This window comes from Citrobacter amalonaticus (assembly GCF_018252635.1).
Taxonomy (GTDB): Bacteria; Pseudomonadota; Gammaproteobacteria; order Enterobacterales; family Enterobacteriaceae; genus Citrobacter_A; species Citrobacter_A amalonaticus_E.
Genome location: NZ_JAGTXM010000006.1, coordinates 389,401 through 411,001, shown reverse-complemented (window position 1 = coordinate 411,001; position 21,601 = coordinate 389,401). Strand labels below are relative to the sequence as shown.

The 21,601-nt window shown below is 53.4% G+C and carries 18 protein-coding genes; 11 read left to right on the top strand and 7 right to left on the bottom strand.

What is annotated here, in order from left to right; genetic code table 11:
- Positions 1 to 18: 18 nt before the first annotated feature.
- The 5 genes from KE671_RS19560 to fruB form a co-directional block, all read right to left on the bottom strand.
- Positions 19 to 954, bottom strand: a complete 936-nt coding sequence (locus KE671_RS19560; RefSeq protein ID WP_206164231.1) for a pseudouridine-5'-phosphate glycosidase — start codon at positions 952 to 954, stop codon at positions 19 to 21.
- Positions 942 to 1,883, bottom strand: coding sequence for a pseudouridine kinase (locus KE671_RS19555; RefSeq protein WP_206164230.1), 942 nt, complete (start codon positions 1,881 to 1,883; stop codon positions 942 to 944). Before KE671_RS19555 ends, KE671_RS19560 begins: the two co-directional genes overlap by 13 nt.
- A gap of 283 nt (positions 1,884 to 2,166) precedes the next feature.
- A complete protein-coding gene (gene fruA, locus KE671_RS19550; RefSeq protein ID WP_206164229.1) occupies positions 2,167 to 3,858 on the bottom strand; it encodes a PTS fructose transporter subunit IIBC in 1,692 nt (563 codons plus the stop codon).
- Between the two features lie 16 nt (positions 3,859 to 3,874).
- On the bottom strand, positions 3,875 to 4,813 hold the full coding sequence (gene fruK / locus KE671_RS19545; RefSeq protein WP_042317960.1) for a 1-phosphofructokinase: 939 nt from the start codon (positions 4,811 to 4,813) through the stop codon (positions 3,875 to 3,877).
- Positions 4,813 to 5,943 (bottom strand): fused PTS fructose transporter subunit IIA/HPr protein, encoded by a 1,131-nt coding sequence (gene fruB, locus KE671_RS19540; RefSeq protein WP_206164228.1) that lies wholly within the window; start codon positions 5,941 to 5,943, stop codon positions 4,813 to 4,815. The genes fruK and fruB overlap by 1 nt, the downstream gene beginning before the upstream one ends.
- Before the next feature lie 369 nt (positions 5,944 to 6,312).
- Here fruB and setB point away from each other — a divergent pair, with 369 nt between their 5' ends.
- Positions 6,313 to 7,494, top strand: coding sequence for a sugar efflux transporter SetB (gene setB / locus KE671_RS19535; RefSeq protein WP_206164227.1), 1,182 nt, complete (start codon positions 6,313 to 6,315; stop codon positions 7,492 to 7,494).
- Here the strand turns inward: setB and KE671_RS19530 are convergent.
- Positions 7,491 to 7,745 carry a YkgJ family cysteine cluster protein gene (locus tag KE671_RS19530; protein ID WP_206164387.1) on the bottom strand — a complete coding sequence of 85 codons (255 nt, stop codon included), beginning with the start codon at positions 7,743 to 7,745 and terminating at the stop codon, positions 7,491 to 7,493. The genes setB and KE671_RS19530 overlap by 4 nt on opposite strands.
- A 150-nt stretch (positions 7,746 to 7,895) precedes the next feature.
- Between KE671_RS19530 and yeiP the strand changes: the two genes are divergently transcribed.
- Positions 7,896 to 8,468, top strand: coding sequence for an elongation factor P-like protein YeiP (gene yeiP, locus KE671_RS19525; protein WP_206164226.1), 573 nt, complete (start codon positions 7,896 to 7,898; stop codon positions 8,466 to 8,468).
- Positions 8,469 to 8,527: 59 nt separating this feature from the next.
- Here the strand turns inward: yeiP and uxuA are convergent, their stop codons facing one another.
- Positions 8,528 to 9,718, bottom strand: coding sequence for a mannonate dehydratase (gene uxuA / locus KE671_RS19520; RefSeq protein WP_206164225.1), 1,191 nt, complete (start codon positions 9,716 to 9,718; stop codon positions 8,528 to 8,530).
- Positions 9,719 to 9,923: 205 nt separating this feature from the next.
- On the opposite strand from uxuA, the gene KE671_RS19515 reads away from it, so the two are divergent.
- From KE671_RS19515 to yejF, 9 genes are all read left to right on the top strand, one after another.
- The gene (locus tag KE671_RS19515) at positions 9,924 to 11,390 is read left to right on the top strand and encodes a mannitol dehydrogenase family protein (RefSeq protein WP_206164224.1); all 1,467 of its coding nucleotides are present in this window, start codon (positions 9,924 to 9,926) and stop codon (positions 11,388 to 11,390) included.
- Between the two features lie 116 nt (positions 11,391 to 11,506).
- Entirely contained in the window at positions 11,507 to 12,493 is a 987-nt protein-coding gene (locus tag KE671_RS19510; protein WP_206164223.1) for a CobW family GTP-binding protein, read from the top strand.
- 38 nt (positions 12,494 to 12,531) lie between these two features.
- Complete coding sequence (locus KE671_RS19505; protein ID WP_206164222.1) at positions 12,532 to 13,245, top strand: phosphatase PAP2 family protein; 714 nt, start codon at positions 12,532 to 12,534, stop codon at positions 13,243 to 13,245.
- 412 nt (positions 13,246 to 13,657) lie between these two features.
- Complete coding sequence (mepS, locus tag KE671_RS19500; protein ID WP_206164221.1) at positions 13,658 to 14,227, top strand: bifunctional murein DD-endopeptidase/murein LD-carboxypeptidase; 570 nt, start codon at positions 13,658 to 13,660, stop codon at positions 14,225 to 14,227.
- Positions 14,228 to 14,414: 187 nt separating this feature from the next.
- The gene (locus KE671_RS19495; RefSeq protein WP_206164220.1) at positions 14,415 to 15,971 is read left to right on the top strand and encodes a cyclic di-GMP phosphodiesterase; all 1,557 of its coding nucleotides are present in this window, start codon (positions 14,415 to 14,417) and stop codon (positions 15,969 to 15,971) included.
- Positions 15,972 to 16,073: 102 nt separating this feature from the next.
- On the top strand, positions 16,074 to 17,888 hold the full coding sequence (locus tag KE671_RS19490; protein ID WP_206164386.1) for an extracellular solute-binding protein: 1,815 nt from the start codon (positions 16,074 to 16,076) through the stop codon (positions 17,886 to 17,888).
- A complete protein-coding gene (locus tag KE671_RS19485) occupies positions 17,889 to 18,983 on the top strand; it encodes a microcin C ABC transporter permease YejB (protein WP_206164219.1) in 1,095 nt (364 codons plus the stop codon).
- Positions 18,983 to 20,008 carry an ABC transporter permease gene (locus KE671_RS19480; RefSeq protein WP_206164218.1) on the top strand — a complete coding sequence of 342 codons (1,026 nt, stop codon included), beginning with the start codon at positions 18,983 to 18,985 and terminating at the stop codon, positions 20,006 to 20,008. The genes KE671_RS19485 and KE671_RS19480 overlap by 1 nt, the downstream gene beginning before the upstream one ends.
- 1 nt (position 20,009) lies before the next feature.
- Positions 20,010 to 21,599, top strand: a complete 1,590-nt coding sequence (yejF, locus tag KE671_RS19475; RefSeq protein WP_206164217.1) for a microcin C ABC transporter ATP-binding protein YejF — start codon at positions 20,010 to 20,012, stop codon at positions 21,597 to 21,599.
- Positions 21,600 to 21,601: the final 2 nt, after the last annotated feature.

Sequence of the window (21,601 nt, the reverse complement as noted above, 5' to 3'; positions counted from 1 at the left end):
ACTGCCCGTTCGTTGAGATCAGGCGAGGCGTTGATATTCCTTCGCGATCTCGCAGGCCAGTACGGCGTTGTTAAACACCAGTTGAATGTTGGACTTCAGGCTGTCGCCTCCGGTTAATTCAGCCACGCGCGCCAACAGGAATGGCGTGCTCTCTTTACCGATAACGCCCTGCTCTTCGGCTTCCCGGACAGCCTGGTCAATTGCCGCGTTGATTTTCTCTTCCGCCATGGCATAGGTTTCCGGGATTGGATTGGCAACCACCAGACCGCCGTTCAGGCCGGTTTGCCATTTCACTGCCATCGCACGGGCAATTTCTTTTGCACTGTCGAGACGAATGCTGACTTCAAACGGACTGGTACGGCAGAAAAATGCCGGTAAAGAAGTGGTCTGATAGCCAATTAATGGCACGCCGAACGTTTCTAAATATTCCGTGGTTAAACCTAAATCGAGAATAGATTTCGCGCCGGCACAAACCACGGTCACATTGGTATGCGCCAGTTCCTGAAGATCGGCGGAAATATCAAACGTATGTTCAGCCCCGCGATGAACGCCGCCAATACCCCCGGTGGCAAAAACATGAATACCGGCAAGGGCGGCAATAATCATGGTTGAAGCGACAGTGGTCGCGCCATTTTTTCCTGCGGCGACCACAAACGGTAAATCACGACGACTGACTTTCGTCACGCTATGTCCTTCGCGACCTAATAATTCAATTTCTTCTTTACTCAAGCCGACTTTCATTACTCCGCCAATAATAGCAATGGTTGCCGGCACGGCACCGTGTTTACGAATGGTTTCTTCGACTTCAATTGCCGTCTGCGCATTTTGTGGAAAAGGCATACCGTGAGAAATAATTGTCGATTCAAGCGCAACAATCGGTTTTTTACTGTTAATAGCGTCCTGTACTTCTGGCGAAATATGCAGTAATTCAGAGGAAAGCGTTAATTCAGACATTCTGTGTTCTCCACAAGGGTTTTAACGTTCGCAACAGATAATTCAGGGTTGTTGGTATATTCACTGGCCAGCGCCATGGAAGAACAACCCTGCGCAAATCGAATAGAATCAATGAAGGGCATGCCTTCGACCCAGCAGGAAGCGAGTCCCGCCATCATGGCATCTCCCGCTCCGGTGACGTTAACCACATGGGTTTTTATCGGTAGCGACCAGCCGCTGTCGCCATCCTTTTCACTGTAATAAACCCCATCGCCTCCCATACTGAGAACCAGGCGATGCAGCCCTCGCTCATGGAACCAGGCGGCAACTTTCGCGACATCTTCGCGCCCTGAAAGCGCAATACCGCTGAGGGTTTCCGCTTCAAGACGGTTGGGTTTGAGGGTGTGAATTTGGGCCAGACGCTCGCGGATCTTAACGCATTTCCACGCTGATACCGGGTCAACAAACACCGGTACAGCTCCCACGTTATCCAGTAACCAGGCCAGCGTCTGCTCACTAATGTTACAGTCCGCCACAATGACACGAGCACCGCGGATAAAATCGAGATGCTGCGCCAGAAACGCCGCCGAAATATGTTCGGTAATGCTCATATCATTGATTGCCACCAGCATTTCACCGGTATTATCGAGCAGCGATAAATAACTTGAGGTGTTCTCACCCTCAACAATCAGGCAATTATCCACATGCACGCCCGACTGATTCGTCTGCGCCAATAATGATTGCCCATAGAAATCATTGCCAACTGCGGTCATTAACCAGGAATTTTTCCCGAGCAGAGCAAGATTGTGGGCGATATTGCGACCGACTCCGCCAGGCGTAAATTTAATTTTCCCCGGATTTGAGTCCGCATAATTTAAGGAAGCATGCGAATATCCTGCAACGTCCATATTGGCGGAACCAATCGTGATGATGTATTCCTTTTCGCGCATAGCACATCTCCTGGTACGAAAATACCATGACATTGAGATTGTTAAGACTATTCACGGCTCAAACGACTTATTAGAGCACATGTTTATATTCAAACATGTGTTTATAGTAAGCTTGTTTTTTTGAAAGTAAACGCACTGGCAAGGGCAAAAGCCGCCAGATATGAACAGAATCACAATTTTTTATAGATACAGTTTGCAGGAGAGAAAAAAATTGCGAGGAAGGACACAAAACGAAAACAAAAAAAGGGCAGAGAAATCTCTGCCCTGGTGTGAAGTGGTGAGATTATGCCGCTTTGGCGACAGCGTCCTCTTCCGGACGTTTCAGGAAGGCATAGGCCAGCCCCGCGACCAGCGTACCGGCGACAATGGCGAGCAGGTATCCCAACACCGGGGTAATCGCCCCAGGGATCAGCAGAACAAACAGACCACCATGCGGTGCCATCAGTTTCGCCCCAACCGCCATTGAGATCGCCCCCGTCAGCGCGCCGCCAACGATACAGCATGGCAGAACACGCATTGGATCGCGCGCAGCGAAGGGAATGGCCCCTTCGGTGATAAAGCACAGGCCCAGTACCAGCGCCGCTTTCCCCCCTTCCTGCTGCGCCTTGTCGAACTTACGACGCGCAACAATGGTTGCCAGACCCAGCGCCAGCGGTGGCACCATGCCTGCCGCCATAATGGCCGCCATTGGCGCATACGTTTGTGTACTCAGCAAACCGACGCCAAACGCGTATGCCGCTTTGTTAACCGGCCCACCCATGTCGGTACACATCATCCCGCCGAGGATCGCGCCCAGCAGCACCGCATTCGCCGTGCCCATGGTTTGCAGCCAGTGCGTTAACCCTTCGAGGATCCCGGCGACCGGTTTACCGATGAGGTAGATCATCGCCAGACCCACCACAAGGCTGGAGATCAGCGGAATAATCAGGATCGGTTTCAGCGCTTCCATACTCTGTGGCAGCTTCAGTTTCGTGCTGATGCCCTTCGCCACATAGCCTGCAAGGAAGCCCGCAATGATCCCGCCAATAAAGCCTGAACCCGTGCTGACGGCGAGCATACCGCCGATAAGACCCGGCGTCAGACCCGGACGGTCAGCAATCGAAAAGGCAATGTATCCTGCCAGAACCGGCACCATCAGCGCAAAGGCTGAACCGCCGCCAATCTGCATCAGCGCTGCCGCCAGCGTCCCTTCGACTTTGAACGCTTCGATACCAAAGGCAAAGGAGAGCGCGATACACAGACCGCCAGCAACCACCATCGGCAACATATACGACACGCCCGTCAGCAGGTGACGATACGCGCCTGCACTCTCTTTTTTTCCTTCATTCGCCGCCGTCTGCGCTTTGCCTGTTGGCTCATATACCACGGCTTGCGCCACCGCGTTATCCAGTTCCTGCACGGTTTTCTTCAGTGCCAGACCGGTAGAGGTACGGTACATGGGTTTACCGGCAAATTTCGCCAGATCCACTTCAATGTCTGCCGCCACAATCACCAGATCCGCCTGCGCCACTTCTTCCGGGGTGATGGCATTGCCAGCGCCCACAGAACCACGAGTTTCGACTTTTACCCACCAGCCGCGTTTTTTCGCTTCGGTTTCGATGGCTTCCGCTGCCATAAAGGTATGCGCAACGCCGGTCGGGCACGCCGTCACGGCAACGACACGCTTGGGACCGCTGGTCGTGGCAACAGGAGCGGCAACAGCCGGTGCGCTGTAAGGCTTTGCGTGCCCCCTGGCTTCACTAAGAAACAACTCAGGGTGCGCCACCGCCCGGGCAATATCACCCAGCCAGACTTTTTTGCCGTTCAACGCGTTGTCATTAGGGATAGCATCGGCCAATACGATCGCCAGTTCAGCGTCATTTGGATTGTCGATGATATCCAGATTTGCTTTATGTGCCGCCGCACCGAGCAGAGTTTTCGCCATGTAAGCGCGAGCCTGCCCGAGGTTAGCGTCAATAATCAGCAGCGTTTTCATTATGCCTCTCCTGCTGTCAGTTAAACGGTTGTAAGTCGACACGCGCCATCATTGCGGCCAACTGAGGACGATCGGTAATACCGACATTGCTTTGACTGACTGCCAGCGCAGCGACAGCTGTCGCCAGACGCAGCGTATGTTCGCTCGATTCGCGCATCAGCAGACCGTAAATCAGGCCGCCAACCATCGAATCCCCGGCGCCCACGGTGCTGACCACATCCACCGAAGGCGGTTTGGCAAGCCATTCTCCTGAAGCGTTCACCCACAGCGCACCTTCTGCCCCCAGGGAGATCACCACATGCGCGATACCTTGTTCACGTAACGCATGCGCCGCCTCAATCACATCTTTCATTTCCGGCAGTTTGCGGCCGGCCCAGATTTCCAGTTCTCGGCGGTTCGGTTTCACCAGCCACGGTGCGGCTTTCAGTCCGGCCACCAGAGCTTCACGACTACTATCAAAGATAATGCATGGACACTGACTGCGCAGGCGCGTCATCCAGTCGGTAAATGCTTCCGGACTCACGCCGGATGGCAGACTGCCGCTGACGCACACCATGTCGAATTGACCCAGCCAGCTCAGGGAATCATTAACAAAACGCTCCCAGTCGGCAGGCGTAACCTCAAAACCAGAGAAGTTGAAGTCAGTGACTTCGCCATCTTTTTCCGTCAGCTTGACGTTGATGCGGGTACGCCCCTGCACCACCTGAAAACGGTTAGCAATTCCCAGTTCGCTGAACAACTGCTGAAACCCGTCCTGGTTATCCTTGCCGAGGAACCCGCCGACCGTCACGTCGATCCCGAGGTCCTTCAGCACTTTGGCCACGTTAATCCCTTTCCCCGCCGCATGCAGACCGGTCGTTTTCACCAGGTTAACTTCACCGCGCTCAATTTCAGGACAGAACCCCACCAGATCGTAGGCCGGGTTTAGCGTGATGGTCGCAACACGTCTGCTCATTACGCGCCCTCCCCAAGACCGGCAGCGATGGCATCGCCAATCGCTTTCAGCGCCTGTTCAGCATCAGCCCCCTGCGCCGTAAAGCGCAGGCGATGTCCTTTCTTCACGCCCAGAGCCACCACTTTCATCAGACTACGTCCATTTGCCGGTTTGCCGGTTCCATCAAGGTTTGCCACGGTAATTTCACTGTTGAATTGTTTAATCGTATTGACCAGCATGGTCCCCGGACGGGCATGCAGGCCGTGCTCATTGCGAACCACAAACTCGGCGTTCAGCACATCATCAGTCAGTGCGTCATCGCTGGTTAACAGCGCCAGAACGGTGGCCGCGTCGGCGTTCAGCAGACGGTCAGCTTTCGTCTCCAGCAACAGGTCGCCCAGACGCTTCAGCACTGCGACAGGCTGATCATCCGCCATGGCAACGGTCACCAGCAGAGCCGCTTTTTCGCCTTGTACATCAAAAGCATTTGCCGCGCGGCTCACCGCCACGGCGCTGCGCAGATTGCCTTCAGCACTGTCGCTTAACCAGACCCCCTGCCCCAGGTTCATCGGTTGTTCGTTAATCACATTCGCGACAAACGCCGCATCTACTGCGCCGGCCTCTTTCAGGCGAGCTGCGTTCAACGCCTGCAACGTCACTAAATCGGTCGCGACGACATCCAGCAGCAGCGTGTCGTTGTCGAGTTTCAGCTGCTCGCTCTGCTTTTCGCCCATCAGCAACGCACGCAGTTCTTCAGCCGTCGTTGCTGACTTAAGCTGTTCAGCCACCGAGTCATCGCTCAGCACGTGCGTTAGCTGACGCAGCAGGCCAAGGTGCTCATCTGAGCTGGCGGCGATCCCAATCGCCACATAAGCCACCTGCCCCTCACCCCAGGTTACACCCTGCGGGAACTGAAAAACCTGAACGCCGGTTTTCAGCACCCGATCGCGGGTATCGGTGGTACCATGCGGAATCGCAATCCCGTTACCGAGAAAAGTGGATGTCTGCTGCTCACGAGCAAGCATACCGTCTACGTAACCGTCCGCGACGTTACCAGCCTGCACTAACGCAGCGGCAACCTGACGGATGGCTTCCTGTTTATCTCCGGCCTGCTCGCCCGGATGAATGTCCTGAACGGATAACTGAAACATGGTTCTCCTCTCCTGCTGAATTGAAACGATTCAGCTTACATGAGAAAAAAGACGCTATACGGTTCCCTCAACTGAAACTCGACAGCGCTGAAACGTTTCAAGAAGTCTTGCGCTTTCTGCTTCAGCACGCAAGAAAAGTTGCATTTTTGATCGCAAAATTTAGAAGCAATGCACATTTTTGCCTCATTGACAGTCAGTTGCTGAAGTCAATACAGTGCTATTTCGCTTAAGGTTCAGCAGCGTCAGCTACCAGCATTAACAGAGTGAAATGCCATTTTGATTTTTCATGCCGATTTTGATTTGGTCATCTGTTTATTTCTCGCCAGGCGGCGTAAACTCCGCGTCTCGTCACACTACTGATATCAAAACATGCACAACACCCCCGCTGCCGCCTCGCCAAAAACGTTTGACCTGACGTCTACGGCTTTCCTTATTGTTGCCTTTCTCACCGGTATCGCCGGTGCGCTACAGACCCCCACGCTGAGCCTTTTTCTGACCGATGAAGTCCACGCGCGCCCGGGAATGGTCGGTTTCTTTTTTACCGGCAGTGCGGTGATCGGCATCCTGGTGAGCCAGTTCCTGGCGGGACGTTCAGATAAAAAGGGCGATCGTAAAAAGCTGATCGTCTTCTGCTGTGCGCTGGGGATGCTGGCGTGCGTGTTATTTGCCTGGAATCGTAACTACTTTATTTTGCTGTTTGTCGGGGTGTTTCTCAGCAGCTTTGGGTCGACCGCCAACCCGCAAATGTTTGCCCTGGCCCGTGAACATGCCGATCGCACAGGCCGTGAAGCAGTGATGTTCAGCTCCATACTGCGCGCCCAGGTTTCACTTGCGTGGGTGATCGGTCCGCCGCTGGCTTATGCGTTGGCGATGGGCTTCAGCTTTACGGTGATGTATCTCAGCGCCGCCGTGGCGTTTGTCGTTTGCGGCGCGATAGTGTGGTTTTTTTTACCGTCCATGCGCAAAGAGACCACGCTGACGACCGGTACGCTGGAAGCACCGCGCCGCAACCGTCGCGATACCCTGTTGCTGTTTGTTATTTGTACCTTAATGTGGGGTACCAACAGCCTGTATATCATTAATATGCCACTTTTTATTATTAATGAGCTGCATCTGCCGGAGAAACTGGCAGGCGTGATGATGGGAACAGCGGCCGGGCTGGAAATCCCAACAATGCTGATTGCTGGATACTTCGCAAAGCGTCTGGGTAAACGCCTGCTGATGTGTATTGCGGTCGCTGCCGGTTTTTGCTTTTACGCAGGAATGCTGGTCGCGCACGCTCCTGTTGTGCTATTAGGTTTACAACTGCTGAACGCAATCTATATCGGTATTCTTGGTGGCATCGGTATGCTCTATTTTCAGGATCTGATGCCAGGTCAGGCAGGTTCAGCCACCACGCTCTATACCAATACCATCCGCGTCGGCTGGATTATCGCCGGATCGCTGGCGGGCATTGCCGCTGAAATCTGGAACTACCATGCCGTTTTCTGGTTTGCACTGGTGATGATTATCGCCACCATGGTCTGTCTGACGCGCATTAAGGATGTTTAGGGCGCGGTCTGCGCTTCAAGATCAATAAGCCAGGTTATCGCCTCGTCGCGATTCGTTAAGCACATTTCCTGCGATGGTTTGAGGCTGCGACAGACATTGGGGCGAAGGCGGGAGCCAAAAAGGCGGCAGAGGTTATCATCCGAGAGCTGGGCGCACCTGACGTTTGCCGGTTTTCCCTGCGGCATACCGGGGATGGGGCTGGAAATAGAAGGGGCAATACAACACGCCCCACAATCCGGACGGCATTCCATCATCTGACTCTCTTTATTGTGACCACCGGACAGGCGCGCACAGTACCACCTTTTTTGCACCAGCAAAAGGTGAATTCCGCTTGCCTGAATGACCCGGCGCGAGTAGTTTGACGCGATAATTTAGCTAATCTCTATTACAGGATCTTTTCGATGCCAAGAGCGAACGAAATCAAAAAAGGTATGGTACTGAACTACAACGGCAAACTGCTGATTGTGAAAGATATCGATATTCAGTCCCCGACCGCCCGTGGCGCGGCAACGCTGTACAAAATGCGTTTCTCCGATGTCCGTACCGGTCTGAAAGTGGAAGAACGTTTCAAGGGTGACGACATTGTGGATACCGTGACCCTGAGCCGCCGTGGCGTCGACTTCTCCTATATCGATGGCAACGAATACGTGTTCATGGATAAAGAAGACTACACGCCTTATACCTTCACCAGGGATCAGATCGAAGAAGAACTACTGTTTATACCGGAAGGTGGAATGCCGGATATGCAGGTACTGACCTGGGACGGCCAGTTGCTGGCACTCGAACTGCCGCAGACGGTGGATCTGGAAATCGTGGAAACGGCTCCTGGCATTAAGGGCGCTTCCGCCAGTGCGCGTAACAAACCCGCGACGCTGAGCACCGGTCTGGTCATTCTGGTACCAGAATACCTGAGCGCCGGCGAGAAGATCCGCATTCATATCGAAGAGCGCCGCTATATGGGTCGTGCGGATTAAGCGTTGAATGGATGTAAAAAAGGACAGCCTGAGCTGTCCTTTTTTGTCAGTTGCTGTTTTTATAGCAGGTCGCGGAACTGGGTCATTTTCAGCGCCAGTTCAACACCGCGCACCTCCGCCAAGCCTTTCAGACGCCCAATCGCGGAATAACCCGGATTCGTTTTCTTATGCAGATCGTCCAGCATCTGATGACCATGATCGGGACGCATCGGAATCGGACGCAAATCCCCCGCCTTCTTACGGCGTTGCTCTTCGGTCAGAATCGCCGTCACCACCGCCACCATATTCACATCTCCCTGCAGATGCGCGCCTTCGTGGAAGGTTTTCGGGTTCGCTTCGCGGCACGTCGAGCGCAGATGGGTGAAGTGGATACGATCGCCAAAGGTTTCAATCATTTTCACCAGATCGTTATCCGCACGAACGCCGTAGGAGCCTGTGCACATAGTGAAACCATTGTAGATGCTGTCGACCGTCTCTTTCAGCCACTGCATGTCGTCAATGGTGGAGACAATACGCGGTAACCCGAGGATCGGACGCGGCGGATCGTCAGGATGCACCGCCAGACGCACGCCTACTTCTTCCGCCACCGGTACAATCGCACGCAGGAACACCGCCATATTGTCACGCAGATCGTCTTTGCTGATGCCGTCATATTCGGCAAGACGAGCACGGAACTGATCGAGCGTGTAGCCCTCTTCCGCGCCAGGCAAACCGGCAATGATATTGCGGGTCAGCTTTTCGATATCCGCCTCGCTCATGGCAGTGAAATACGCCTGAGCCTGACGCCGTTCTTCATCGCTATAGTCCGCTTCCGCGCCTGCACGCTTAAGGATATGCAGTTCAAAAGCGGCGAAAGCTATCTGATCGAAGCGCAACGCTTTCGAGCCGTCCGGCAATTCGTACTCGAGGTCGGTACGCGTCCAGTCAAGAATCGGCATAAAGTTATAGCAGACGGTATCGATGCCGCAGGCCGCCAGATTGCGGATGCTCTGCTGATAATTCGCGATCCATGTCTGATACTGACCGGAGCGGGTCTTGATCTCTTCATGAACCGGAATACTTTCGACGACCGACCAGGTTAACCCTTTTTCCGCCAGAATCGCCTGACGTTTTTTAATCTCGTCGACCGGCCATACTTCGCCGTTCGGAATATGGTGCAATGCTGTCACAACGCCCGTTGCACCAGCCTGACGCACATCATCAAGCGATACCGGATCGTTAGGCCCGTACCAACGCCAGGTTTGTTCCATTGCTATACCTCACAAAGTTGTTATACCAAATTAGTTTAGCTGAATGACGACTACCATACAGGCTTCTGCGTGATGATCAATTAAAGGGACATGATTGATTGATCCAGCTCACATTACCCGGATAAATTCGGCTTACCAATTTAATTTGTTGTCATATAACTTTACACTGGCGTTGTTAATTTATGGTTAATCAGGTGTGTAATAAATGACTACAATTGCCTCAATAGTCTTGCCGGATGGCGTACAAACGCCATGTTATGACCGCCAGCAGCTTAAAACGCGCATGGTGCATTTCGGCTTTGGCGCCTTTCATCGTGCGCATCAGGCATTACTGACCGATCGGGTGCTGAACGTCCGTGGTGGAGATTGGGGGATTTGTGAAATCAGCCTGTTCAGCGGCGACACGTTGATGCGTCAGCTCCGCGAACAGGATCATTTATACACCGTGCTGGAAAAAGGCGCAGACGGTAATCAGGCTATTATCGTCGGTGCCGTCAACGAATGCCTGAATGCGAAACTCGATTCGCTTGCCGCTATTATCGAAAAATTCTGCGAACCTCAGGTAGCAATTGTCTCGCTGACCATCACCGAAAAAGGGTATTGCATCGATCCGGCAACGGGTACGTTGGATCTGACAAATCCGCGTATTATTCACGATCTGCAATCGCCTGATGACCCTCATTCAGCCCCGGGTATTCTGGTGGAGGCGCTCTCACGTCGACAGGCTCGCGGACTGACGCCTTTCTCTGTACTCTCCTGCGACAATATTCCTGATAATGGTCACGTGGTGAAAAACGCGGTGCTTGGGATGGCGGAAAAACGCTCTCCTGCCCTGGCTGATTGGATCCGCGAGCACGTCAGCTTTCCTGCCACGATGGTCGATCGCATTGTTCCGGCCGCCACGGAGGACTCTCTGGCTGAAATCACCCACGAATTGGGCGTTGCCGATCCCTGTGCTATCAGTTGTGAACCATTCATTCAATGGGTTGTTGAAGATCGCTTTGTCGCCGGTCGTCCCGCATGGGAAGCGGCTGGCGTACAGATGGTCAGCGATGTGCGTCCCTGGGAAGAGATGAAATTGCGGATGCTTAATGGCAGCCATTCGTTTCTTGCGTATCTCGGTTATCTTTCCGGTTTTCAGCATATTAATGAGTGCATGCAGGACAGCGCGTTTCGCGAGGCCGCGTACCGACTGATGATGGAGGAACAGGCGCCGACGCTCACTATTACTGACGTGAATTTGACCGGCTACGCGCAAAGCCTGATTGAACGCTTTGCTAATCCAGCGCTGAAGCATAAAACCTGGCAAATCGCGATGGACGGCAGTCAGAAACTGCCGCAGCGGATGCTGGCGGGTATTCGCTTTCATCTGACGCACGATAGCGCATGGCCGTTGCTGGCACTGGGCGTGGCGGGATGGATGCGCTATGTCAGCGGTATCGATGATGCCGGTGTGACCATCGACGTTCGCGACCCGCTGAGTGATAAAATCCACGCCAGAGTGGCCGCCAGTCGTGAAGACCAGCGCGTGTCGGCGCTGCTCTCCTTGTCGGAAATTTTTGGCGACGACCTCCCACACAATCCTGTTTTTGTCCAGGCGATTGAAACAGCCTGGCAGCGTATCGCCCAGCACGGTGCACATCAGGCGGTGATTGATACGTTAAAAAATTAACAATTTCTGCCATTAAGGCGAACGGAGCCTGTCTTCGTTCGCCCCGCCCTTCTCTTTTTCGCTTTTTTTCGCCAGGATTAATGAAAACCGTTACGGCACATCATTCTGGAGCAGGCGTGACCAAAACTAACCTCATCACCGGTTTCCTCGGCAGCGGAAAAACCACTTCCATTCTTCACCTGTTAGCGCACAAAGACCCCGCCGAAAAATGGGCGGTACTGGTCAATGAGTTCGGCGAGGTCGGCATCGACGGCGCCCTGCTTGCTGATAGCGGCGCGCTGCTTAAAGAGATCCCCGGCGGCTGCATGTGCTGCGTGAACGGCCTGCCCATGCAGGTTGGACTGAATACCCTATTGCGGCAGGGAAAACCGGACCGCCTGCTGATCGAACCGACTGGGCTGGGACACCCAAAACAGATCCTTTCCCTCCTCACTGCGCCAGTGTATGAGCCCTGGATCGATCTTCGCGCCACGTTGTGCATTCTTGACCCACGCGGGTTACTCGATGAAAAAATTGTCGCCAATGAGAACTTCCGCGACCAGTTGGCTGCAGCAGATATCATCGTGGCGAATAAAACCGATCGTGCGACAGCGGAAAGTGAACACGCGCTGCAAACCTGGTGGCAACAGTTTGGCGCCAACCGTCAGTTAGTGCAGGCCGATCACGGTCAGATTGACGGACAATTGCTCGACTTACCGCGTCTGAATCAGGCTGAATTGCCCACCAGCGCCGCGCATTCACACCACCATCCAGAGCCGCGAGGATTGGCGGCGCTAAGCCTGCCGACACAACAACGCTGGCGTCGCAGCCTGAACAGCGGTCAGGGACACCAGGCCTGCGGCTGGATTTTTGACGCCGATACGGTCTTTGACACCATTGGACTACTGGAATGGGCGCGGCTGGCGCCGGTTGGCCGGGTGAAGGGCGTGATGCGTATTCCGGAAGGCCTCGTGCGCATTAATCGCCAGGGAGAGGATCTGCACATTGAAACGCAGAACGTTGCACCGCCGGACAGTCGTATCGAACTGATTTCCAGTACCGAGGCAGACTGGAATACGTTGCAGAGCGCGTTGTTGAAGCTTCGTTTAGCTGAACGCGCGTAAGGTTGCCTGCGATTTATTGAACAGTGAACACGTTAAATATGAAAATCAGGTTACCACTGATACTTCTGCTGAATGTTGCCGGTGTGGCGTTATTCATGAGCTGGTATATGCCCGTGAATCATGGATTCTGGTTCCCGATTGACGCCGGCATTTTCCACTTCTTTAACCACAAGCTGATAGAGAGTCAGGCCTTCCTGTGGCTGGTCGCCATCACCAATAATCGGGCGTTTGACGCCTGTTCCCTGTTGGCAATGGGCTGTCTGATGTTGAGTTTCTGGTTGAAAGAGACGCCTTCTGGCCGCCGCCGCATTGTCATCATCGGTCTGGTAATGCTGCTTACCGCCGTGGTTCTGAACCAGGCAGGTCAGGCGCTGCTGCCCGTCAAACGCGCAAGTCCGACGCTCACTTTCGATAATATTTATCGCGTCAGCGAATTGCTGCATATTTCGACGAAGGATGCGTCCAGAGACAGTTTTCCTGGCGATCACGGGATGATGCTGCTTATTTTCGCCGCATTTATGCTGCGCTATTTCGGAAAAACCGCAGGGTTTATCGGCCTTATTATCGTTGTGGTTTTTGCTTTTCCGCGAGTAATGATCGGTGCCCACTGGTTCACTGATATCGTCGTAGGTTCATTAACCGTGGTCTTAATTGGTTTGCCCTGGTGTCTCCTGACCCCGTTAAGCGATCGTCTTATCGCGCTTTTTGACAATTATCTCCCCGGAAAAAACAAACAAATCTTAAACAAATAACCCACAATTATTAACATCATCAGGGTTTATTCTTACACCCTGATGATGCGTTAAGATAAATTATTCATCTCACAGTCATTATTTAGTCATAGCATTACCTTTGAGAATGAATGAGATGCCTGTTTTTCCGCCATTTTGCATTTAAATTGACCAATCCCGTTTATTCACTTTCTGTATCACATTTTCTTATTAAAATTCAGATAAAATCACTCGCCAAGCCCGTAGCGATCGGGTAACCTCGAACTCGTTTTGCCTCGCTGGGTAATTATTCTCTTCGCGAATAAATTTGTGCGTTCAGCCACAGTTTTGCGCTTAAAGAATTGTCTCATTGTGCGCAGGTAATTAGTCTCGTCACGTTTGGCATTTTTTATAACGATATTTTCGTTAAGGACTTCAAGGGAAAACAAACAACATGGTCAAATCTCAACCGATCTTGAGATATATCTTGCGCGGGATCCCCGCGATAGCAGTCGCGGTACTGCTTTCTGCATGTAGCACTACCACAAACACCGCAAAGAACACGCATTCTGAGACGCTTGGTGTGAACCAGGACGCTTCTTCACTGCAAGCTTCTCAGGATGAATTTGAGAGTATGGTGCGTAATCTCGATGTTAAATCGCGGATTATGGATCAGTATGCTGACTGGAAAGGCGTGCGTTATCGCCTCGGCGGCAACTCCAAGAAAGGCATTGATTGTTCCAGCTTTGTTCAGCGTACATTCCGTGAACAGTTTGGTTTAGAACTCCCACGCTCAACCTACGAGCAACAGGAAACCGGTAAATCCGTTTCGCGCACTAATTTGCGTACTGGCGATCTGGTTCTGTTCCGTGCAGGTTCAACGGGCCGTCATGTTGGTATCTACATTGGTAACAACCAGTTTGTTCATGCCTCTACCAGCAGCGGTGTCATCATCTCCAGTATGAACGAGCCATACTGGAAGAAGCGCTATAACGAAGCGCGTCGGGTTCTGAGCCGCAGTTAATCGTTTGGTTGCTATCCCTTGGCGACCCTGACGAGACAGACGAAAAGCATCGCTTCGGCGGTGCTTTTTTTTTTGATTCCCTTTTTGCCCCTGTGGAAAAGCATGACTCGCTGAATCAATCCAGGCTATAGTCTTGTTATTCCATCACATTTATCATCATCGCAATCTCAGGGTAAAGCCAGGCATCATGTTCACACACGCCTTAACGACTGGTCGAAAAATCGTGCTTACCTGCCTGATTACCGGGGTTGTCGTTGCTATTGTTATCAGTAGCCTACAATTCGTGATGGCGTGGCATAAGCGGGAAGTGAAATACGACACGCTGGTTTCTGACATTCAGCATTACCTGGTTAGCTATTTTTCCGATCTCAAAAGTACTACCGACATCCTCCAGCCGTTGACCTTAAATACCTGCCAACAAGTCGGTGCGGAACTCACTTCGCGTGCCGCCTTTAGCCTGAACGTTCGTGCCTTTTTGCTGGTTAAGGATAAGAAAGCATTTTGCTCATCGGCAACCGGAGGCATGGATGAGCTGCTGACAAAACTGGTCCCCAGCCTCGATATAGGTAAAGATATCGATATGGCGATTATCCCGGGTACGCCGATGATGCCCAATAAACCGGCGATGGTGGTTTGGTACCGTAATCCCCTGATGGTGAATAGCGGCGTTTTCACTTCCCTGAATATCAACCTTACGCCGTATTTGCTGTATACCGCCCGGCAGGAAGATTTTGACGGGATTGCCATCATCGTCGGCAACACCGTGTTGTCGACCTTTTCAGACCACCTGCTCACCGTTGATGAGCTCGACGCTTCACCGGAGCGCGAAGCAAAAATTAGCGGTGTTCCGGTCACGATCAGGCTATACGCAACCAACTGGGCCTGGCCTGACTTATGGTATGCCCTGCTTCTCGGCGGGATGGGGGGCATCATTGCGGGTTTGCTCTGCTACTACGTTATGAGCATTCGCTTACGACCCGGAAAAGAGATACTCACCGGGATTAAACGCGATCAGTTCTATGTCGTCTATCAGCCCGTCGTGGATACGCAGTCGCTAAAGGTCACCGGGCTGGAAGTGTTGCTACGCTGGAAACACCCAACGGCAGGTGAAATCCCACCTGATGCATTTATTCATTACGCAGAGGCTCAGCACATGATAGTGCCGCTGACTCAGCATCTGTTTAAGCTGGTGGCGCGTGATGCCGCTACGCTGCAACAGGTTCTCCCTGTCGGCGCCAAATACGGTATCAACATTGCCCCTGACCACCTGCACAGCAGCAGTTTTAAAGATGATGTTCGTCAGTTAGTCGCTGCAATGCCGGCCAATCACTTCCAGATCGTGCTGGAAATTACCGAACGCGACATGCTCCAGCAACATGAAGCGTCACAGTTATTTGAGTGGTTGCACGCCGCGGGCTTTGAAATTGCGATAGACGACTTCGGTACCGGCCACAGTGCGCTGATTTATCTGGAACGCTTCACGCTGGATTATCTGAAAATCGATCGCGGTTTTATTAACGCTATTGGTACAGAAACCGTCACCTCGCCGGTACTGGATGCGGTGCTGACCCTCGCAAAACGCCTCGATATGATGACGGTAGCCGAAGGGGTTGAAACCCCTGAGCAGGCAAAATGGCTGCATGAACATGGTGTACGCTTCCTTCAGGGCTACTGGATTAGCCGTCCACTGCCGCTCAACGAATTTGTCGAGTGGGTTTCACAACCACACGCGCTGAAATGGTAAAGCCCCGTCAAGTGGATTCACAACAGACGTCACCTGCCCTATTATTCAGGCATCAGAGTAACCTGCGCAGGCAGGTAAGCAAGACAAGGAATCCCTTTGCAGATAATCGTTCGCATATTGCTGCTGTTTGTCATGTTGATGAGCGCAAGTTCCCAGGCGCAGGCGATCAAAGAGAGCTATGCCTTCGCGGTACTGGGAGAACCTAAATACGCGTTCAATTTTGATCATTTCGATTACGCCAATCCCGCTGCCCCCAAAGGCGGTCAGATCACCCTTGCCGCTCTCGGCACATTCGACAATTTCAATCGCTATGCCCTGCGTGGTAACCCCGGCGCCCGGACCGAACAACTTTACGACACCCTGTTTACCACCTCTGATGACGAGCCCGGCAGCTATTATCCGCTGATCGCCGAGAGCGCACGCTATGCGGAGGATTATTCGTGGGTTGAAATCACGATCAACCCCCGCGCCCGTTTTCATGATGGCTCACCCGTCATGGCCAAAGATGTCGCCTTCACCTTCAACAAATTTATGACCGAAGGCGTGCCACAGTTTCGTCTGGTCTTCAAAGGCACGACGGTTACAGCCATTGCCCCTCTCACCGTACGCATGGAGCTCGCGAAGCCGGGTAAAGAGGATATGCTCAGTCTGTTTTCATTACCCGTGATGCCACAAGCGTACTGGAAAGATCATAAGCTCAGCGACCCATTGTCCAGGCCTCCACTGGGTAGTGGCCCTTACCGCATCAGCCAGTGGAAAATGGGTCAGTATATTGTCTATACGCGCGTGAAGGATTACTGGGCGGCCAATCTGCCGGTCAATCGCGGCCGCTGGAATTTCGATGTCATTCGCTACGACTATTATCTCGACGACAACGTGGCCTTTGAGGCCTTTAAGGCCGGCGCGTTTGATTTACGTCTGGAGAGCGACGCCAAAAACTGGGCGACGCGCTATGTCGGCAAAAACTTTGATAATCAGTACATTATCAAAGATGAGCAGAAAAATGAATCAGCGCAGGATACACGCTGGCTGGCCTTCAACATTCAGCGTCCCGTTTTCAACGACCGACGCGTCCGTGAAGCCGTTACGCTGGCGTTTGATTTTGAATGGATGAATAAGGCGCTGTTCTACAACGCCTGGAGCCGGGCAAACAGCTATTTCCAGAACACCGAGTATGCCGCCAGAAACTACCCCGATGCGGCTGAACTGGTACTGCTGGCGCCGATGAAAAAGGATCTACCGCCGGAAGTCTTCAGCCAGATTTATCAGCCTCCGGTGTCAACAGGTGACGGTTACGATCGGGAAAACCTGTTAAAAGCCGATAAGTTACTGAAAGACGCGGGCTGGGAACTGAAAGGTCAGCAACGGATTAACACGGCCACCGGCAAACCGCTGAACTTTGAACTGCTCATTTCCGCCGCCAGTAACAGCCAGTGGGTCCTGCCCTTCCAGCATAATCTCCAGCGTCTGGGGATTATGATGACCATCCGTCAGGTGGATAACTCGCAACTCACCAATCGCCTGCGCAGCCGGGATTACGACATGATGCCGACCTTATGGCGGGCGATGCCGTGGCCCAGTTCCGATCTGCAAATCTCCTGGGCGTCTGAATACATCGACTCAAGCTATAATGCCCCCGGCGTGAAAAGTCCGGTGGTTGACAAACTGATCGCACAAATTATCGCGGCACAGGGTGATAAAAATAAACTGCTGCCGCTTGGGCGTGCGCTGGACCGCGTGCTGACCTGGAATTACTACATGTTGCCGATGTGGTACATGGCGGAAGATCGACTGGCCTGGTGGGACAAATTTTCCCGTCCGGGCATTCGTCCAATTTATACCATTGGCCTGGATAACTGGTGGTATGACGTCAACCGGGCAGCGAAGCTCCCTGCCGCCAGACGACAGGGAGAATAAATGGGCGCGTATCTGATTCGTCGTCTGTTGCTGGTTATCCCGACGCTCTGGGCGATCATCACCATCAACTTTTTTATCGTGCAAATTGCCCCCGGCGGCCCGGTCGATCAGGCGATTGCCGCCATCGAATTTGGTCAGACGAGCGCGCTGCCCGGCGCCGGGAGCGAAGGCGTTCGCGCCAGCCATGCCCGAACCGGGGTGGGAAATATCAGCGACAGTAACTATCGCGGAGGACGCGGCCTCGATCCGGAAGTGATTGCCGAAATCACCCAACGCTACGGTTTTGATAAGCCACTGCACGAGCGCTATTTCACCATGCTGTGGAACTATATCCGCTTCGATTTCGGCGACAGTCTGTTTCGTAGCGCCTCGGTACTGACGCTCATCAAAGAGAGTTTACCGGTGTCGATCACCCTGGGGCTGTGGAGTACGCTCATCATCTATCTGGTGTCGATTCCTTTGGGGATCCGCAAGGCCGTCTATAACGGCAGTCGGTTTGACGTCTGGAGCAGCGCGTTTATTATCATCGGCTACGCTATCCCGGCGTTTCTGTTCGCAATATTGTTGATTGTCTTTTTTGCCGGCGGCAGCTATTACGACCTCTTCCCGCTGCGTGGCCTGGTTTCAGCGAATTTTGACACGCTGCCCTGGTATCAGAAGGTCACCGACTATTTGTGGCACATCGCCTTACCGGTCCTGGCGACGGTCATTGGCGGATTTGCCGCGCTGACCATGCTAACCAAAAATTCCTTTCTCGATGAAGTCCGTAAGCAGTATGTCGTCACCGCCCGCGCCAAAGGGGTAAGTGAAAGGAACATCCTGTGGAAGCATGTTTTTCGTAACGCCATGCTGTTGGTGATCGCCGGTTTTCCTGCCACCTTCATCAGCATGTTTTTCACCGGCTCACTGCTAATTGAAGTGATGTTTTCACTCAACGGTCTGGGGCTGTTGGGTTATGAAGCAACGGTGTCACGCGACTACCCGGTGATGTTTGGCACGCTGTATATCTTCACCCTGATCGGCCTGCTGCTGAATATTCTCAGTGATATCAGCTATACGTTGGTCGATCCGCGTATTGATTTTGAGGGACGTTAATGGCCCATTTAAGCCCCGTCAATCAGGCCCGCTGGGCGCGTTTTCGCCATAATCGTCGCGGCTTCTGGTCGCTGTGGATTTTTCTCGTCCTGTTTGGCCTGAGTCTGTGTTCTGAATTGATTGCTAACGATAAACCACTGCTGGTGCGCTACGACGGAAGCTGGTATTTCCCGCTGGTCAAAAACTACAGTGAGAGCGATTTTGGCGGCCCGCTGGCGACAAGGGCGGATTACCAGGACCCGTGGCTGAAACAACAACTGGAAAGCCGCGGTTGGGTCCTCTGGGCACCGGTGCGCTTTGGGGCGAACAGCATTAACTTTGCGACTGACAAACCCTTTCCCTCGCCTCCTTCGGCGCAAAACTGGCTGGGTACTGATGCCAACGGCGGCGACGTGCTGGCGCGAGTGCTTTACGGCACGCGTATTTCCATTCTTTTCGGCCTGATGCTGACCTTATGTTCAAGCGTCATGGGCGTGCTGGCTGGAGCGCTACAAGGCTATTACGGCGGCAAAGTAGATCTATGGGGCCAGCGATTTATCGAGGTCTGGTCGGGTATGCCGACATTGTTCCTGATCATTTTGCTCTCCAGCGTCGTACAGCCCAGCTTCTGGTGGTTGCTGGCAATTACGGTGCTGTTTGGCTGGATGAGTCTGGTGGGCGTGGTGCGCGCGGAGTTCTTACGCACGCGGAACTTCGACTATATCCGGGCTGCCCAGGCACTCGGCGTCAGCGACCGCAGTATCATTATTCGTCACATGCTCCCCAACGCGATGGTCGCCGCCCTGACCTTCCTACCGTTTATTTTGTGCAGTTCGATCACCACTCTGACGTCGCTGGATTTCCTCGGTTTCGGTCTGCCGTTAGGCTCTCCTTCACTGGGCGAGTTGCTCCTTCAGGGCAAAAATAATCTACAAGCACCATGGCTGGGCATTACTGCTTTCCTGTCCGTGGCCATTTTACTCTCGCTACTGATCTTCATCGGTGAGGCCGTCCGTGACGCATTCGATCCCAACAAGGCGGTGTAACATGACGCAACCTTTGCTCGCCATTGACAATCTGACGCTGGGATTTCGCAAGCAGGAGACCGTCCGCACGGTGGTTAACGCGGTATCGTTGCGCGTGGAGGCTGGCGAAACGCTGGCGCTGGTAGGAGAATCCGGTTCCGGCAAGAGCGTTACTGCGCTATCGATTCTGCGCCTGTTACCCACCCCGCCCGCCGTCTATCTCGACGGCGATATCCGTTTTCATGGCGAATCCTTACTACACGCCAGTGAGCAGACCCTGCGCAGCGTGCGCGGCAACAAGATTGCCATGATTTTCCAGGAGCCAATGGTGTCGCTGAACCCGCTCCATCACCTCGAAAAACAGCTCTATGAAGTGCTTTCACTGCACCGCGGTATGCGCCGGGAAGCGGCACGCGCCGAGATAGTAAGCTGTCTCGATCGAGTAGGTATTCGGCAGGCGGCAACCCGGCTGGGCGATTATCCGCACCAGCTATCCGGTGGCGAACGTCAGCGGGTGATGATTGCGATGGCGTTGTTAACGCGCCCCGAACTGCTCATCGCCGATGAACCGACTACCGCGCTGGATGTCTCAGTCCAGGCGCAGATCCTGCAACTACTGCGCGAACTGCAGCGCGAACTGAATATGGGGATGCTGTTCATCACCCATAACCTCAGTATTGTCAGAAAACTCGCCGACAGCGTAGCGGTGATGCAAAACGGGCAATGCGTTGAGCAAAACCGGGCAACTCCCCTTCTCCATGCACCTGCGCATCCCTACACGCAGAAGTTGCTCAACAGCGAACCGGCAGGCGATCCAGTACCTTTGCCGGAGGGGCGGTCCCCCCTTCTCAGGGTCGAGGATTTACGCGTCGCCTTCCCCATTCGCAAGGGTATCCTTAAGCGTGTGGTGGCGAACAATGAGGTGGTAAAAGGCATCAGTTTCAGTCTGCAACCGGGTGAAACGCTGGGGCTGGTTGGCGAATCAGGTTCGGGGAAAAGTACCACCGGTCTGGCACTCCTGCGGCTTATCGGCTCCCAGGGCAGCATAGAGTTTGACGGCCAACAGTTACAGTATCTTAAGCGTCGACAGCTGTTGCCCGTGCGCCATCGTATTCAGGTGGTCTTTCAGGATCCCAACTCCTCGCTAAATCCGCGGCTGAGCGTACTGCAAATCATTGAAGAGGGGTTGCGCGTTCACCAGCCAGCGCTCTCAGCCGAACAGCGTGAACAGCAAGTCATGGCGGCGATGGCGGAGGTGGGTCTGGATGCCGACACGCGCCACCGCTATCCGGCGGAGTTTTCCGGCGGGCAGCGTCAGCGGATCGCCATTGCCAGAGCGCTGATCCTGAAGCCGTCATTGATTATTCTTGATGAGCCCACGTCGTCTCTCGACAGAACCGTGCAGGCGCAAATTCTCGCGCTGCTGAAATCGCTACAGCAAAAGCATCGCCTGGCCTATATCTTCATAAGCCACGATCTGCATGTAGTACGCGCGTTATGCCATCAGGTGATTGTACTGAGACAGGGAGAGGTTATCGAGCAGGGGCAATGCGAGCACGTCTTTAGCGCACCGCAACAGGCGTATACGCGTCAACTTCTCACACTAAGCTGACG

Excerpts from the sequence above, each read along its gene's own strand:
- fruK (WP_042317960.1), bottom strand. The coding sequence starts at position 4,813 with ATGAGCAGACGTGTTGCGACCATCACGCTAAACCCGGCCTACGATCTG.
- uxuA (WP_206164225.1), bottom strand. The coding sequence starts at position 9,718 with ATGGAACAAACCTGGCGTTGGTACGGGCCTAACGATCCGGTATCGCTT.
- KE671_RS19530 (WP_206164387.1), bottom strand. The coding sequence starts at position 7,745 with ATGGAATGCCGTCCGGATTGTGGGGCGTGTTGTATTGCCCCTTCTATT.
- mepS (WP_206164221.1), top strand. The coding sequence starts at position 13,658 with ATGGTCAAATCTCAACCGATCTTGAGATATATCTTGCGCGGGATCCCC.
- KE671_RS19560 (WP_206164231.1), bottom strand. The coding sequence starts at position 954 with ATGTCTGAATTAACGCTTTCCTCTGAATTACTGCATATTTCGCCAGAA.
- KE671_RS19485 (WP_206164219.1), top strand. The coding sequence starts at position 17,889 with ATGGGCGCGTATCTGATTCGTCGTCTGTTGCTGGTTATCCCGACGCTC.
- KE671_RS19505 (WP_206164222.1), top strand. The coding sequence starts at position 12,532 with ATGAAAATCAGGTTACCACTGATACTTCTGCTGAATGTTGCCGGTGTG.
- fruB (WP_206164228.1), bottom strand. The coding sequence starts at position 5,943 with ATGTTTCAGTTATCCGTTCAGGACATTCATCCGGGCGAGCAGGCCGGA.
- KE671_RS19555 (WP_206164230.1), bottom strand. The coding sequence starts at position 1,883 with ATGCGCGAAAAGGAATACATCATCACGATTGGTTCCGCCAATATGGAC.
- yeiP (WP_206164226.1), top strand. The coding sequence starts at position 7,896 with ATGCCAAGAGCGAACGAAATCAAAAAAGGTATGGTACTGAACTACAAC.
- KE671_RS19495 (WP_206164220.1), top strand. The coding sequence starts at position 14,415 with ATGTTCACACACGCCTTAACGACTGGTCGAAAAATCGTGCTTACCTGC.
- KE671_RS19515 (WP_206164224.1), top strand. The coding sequence starts at position 9,924 with ATGACTACAATTGCCTCAATAGTCTTGCCGGATGGCGTACAAACGCCA.
- setB (WP_206164227.1), top strand. The coding sequence starts at position 6,313 with ATGCACAACACCCCCGCTGCCGCCTCGCCAAAAACGTTTGACCTGACG.
- fruA (WP_206164229.1), bottom strand. The coding sequence starts at position 3,858 with ATGAAAACGCTGCTGATTATTGACGCTAACCTCGGGCAGGCTCGCGCT.
- yejF (WP_206164217.1), top strand. The coding sequence starts at position 20,010 with ATGACGCAACCTTTGCTCGCCATTGACAATCTGACGCTGGGATTTCGC.
- KE671_RS19480 (WP_206164218.1), top strand. The coding sequence starts at position 18,983 with ATGGCCCATTTAAGCCCCGTCAATCAGGCCCGCTGGGCGCGTTTTCGC.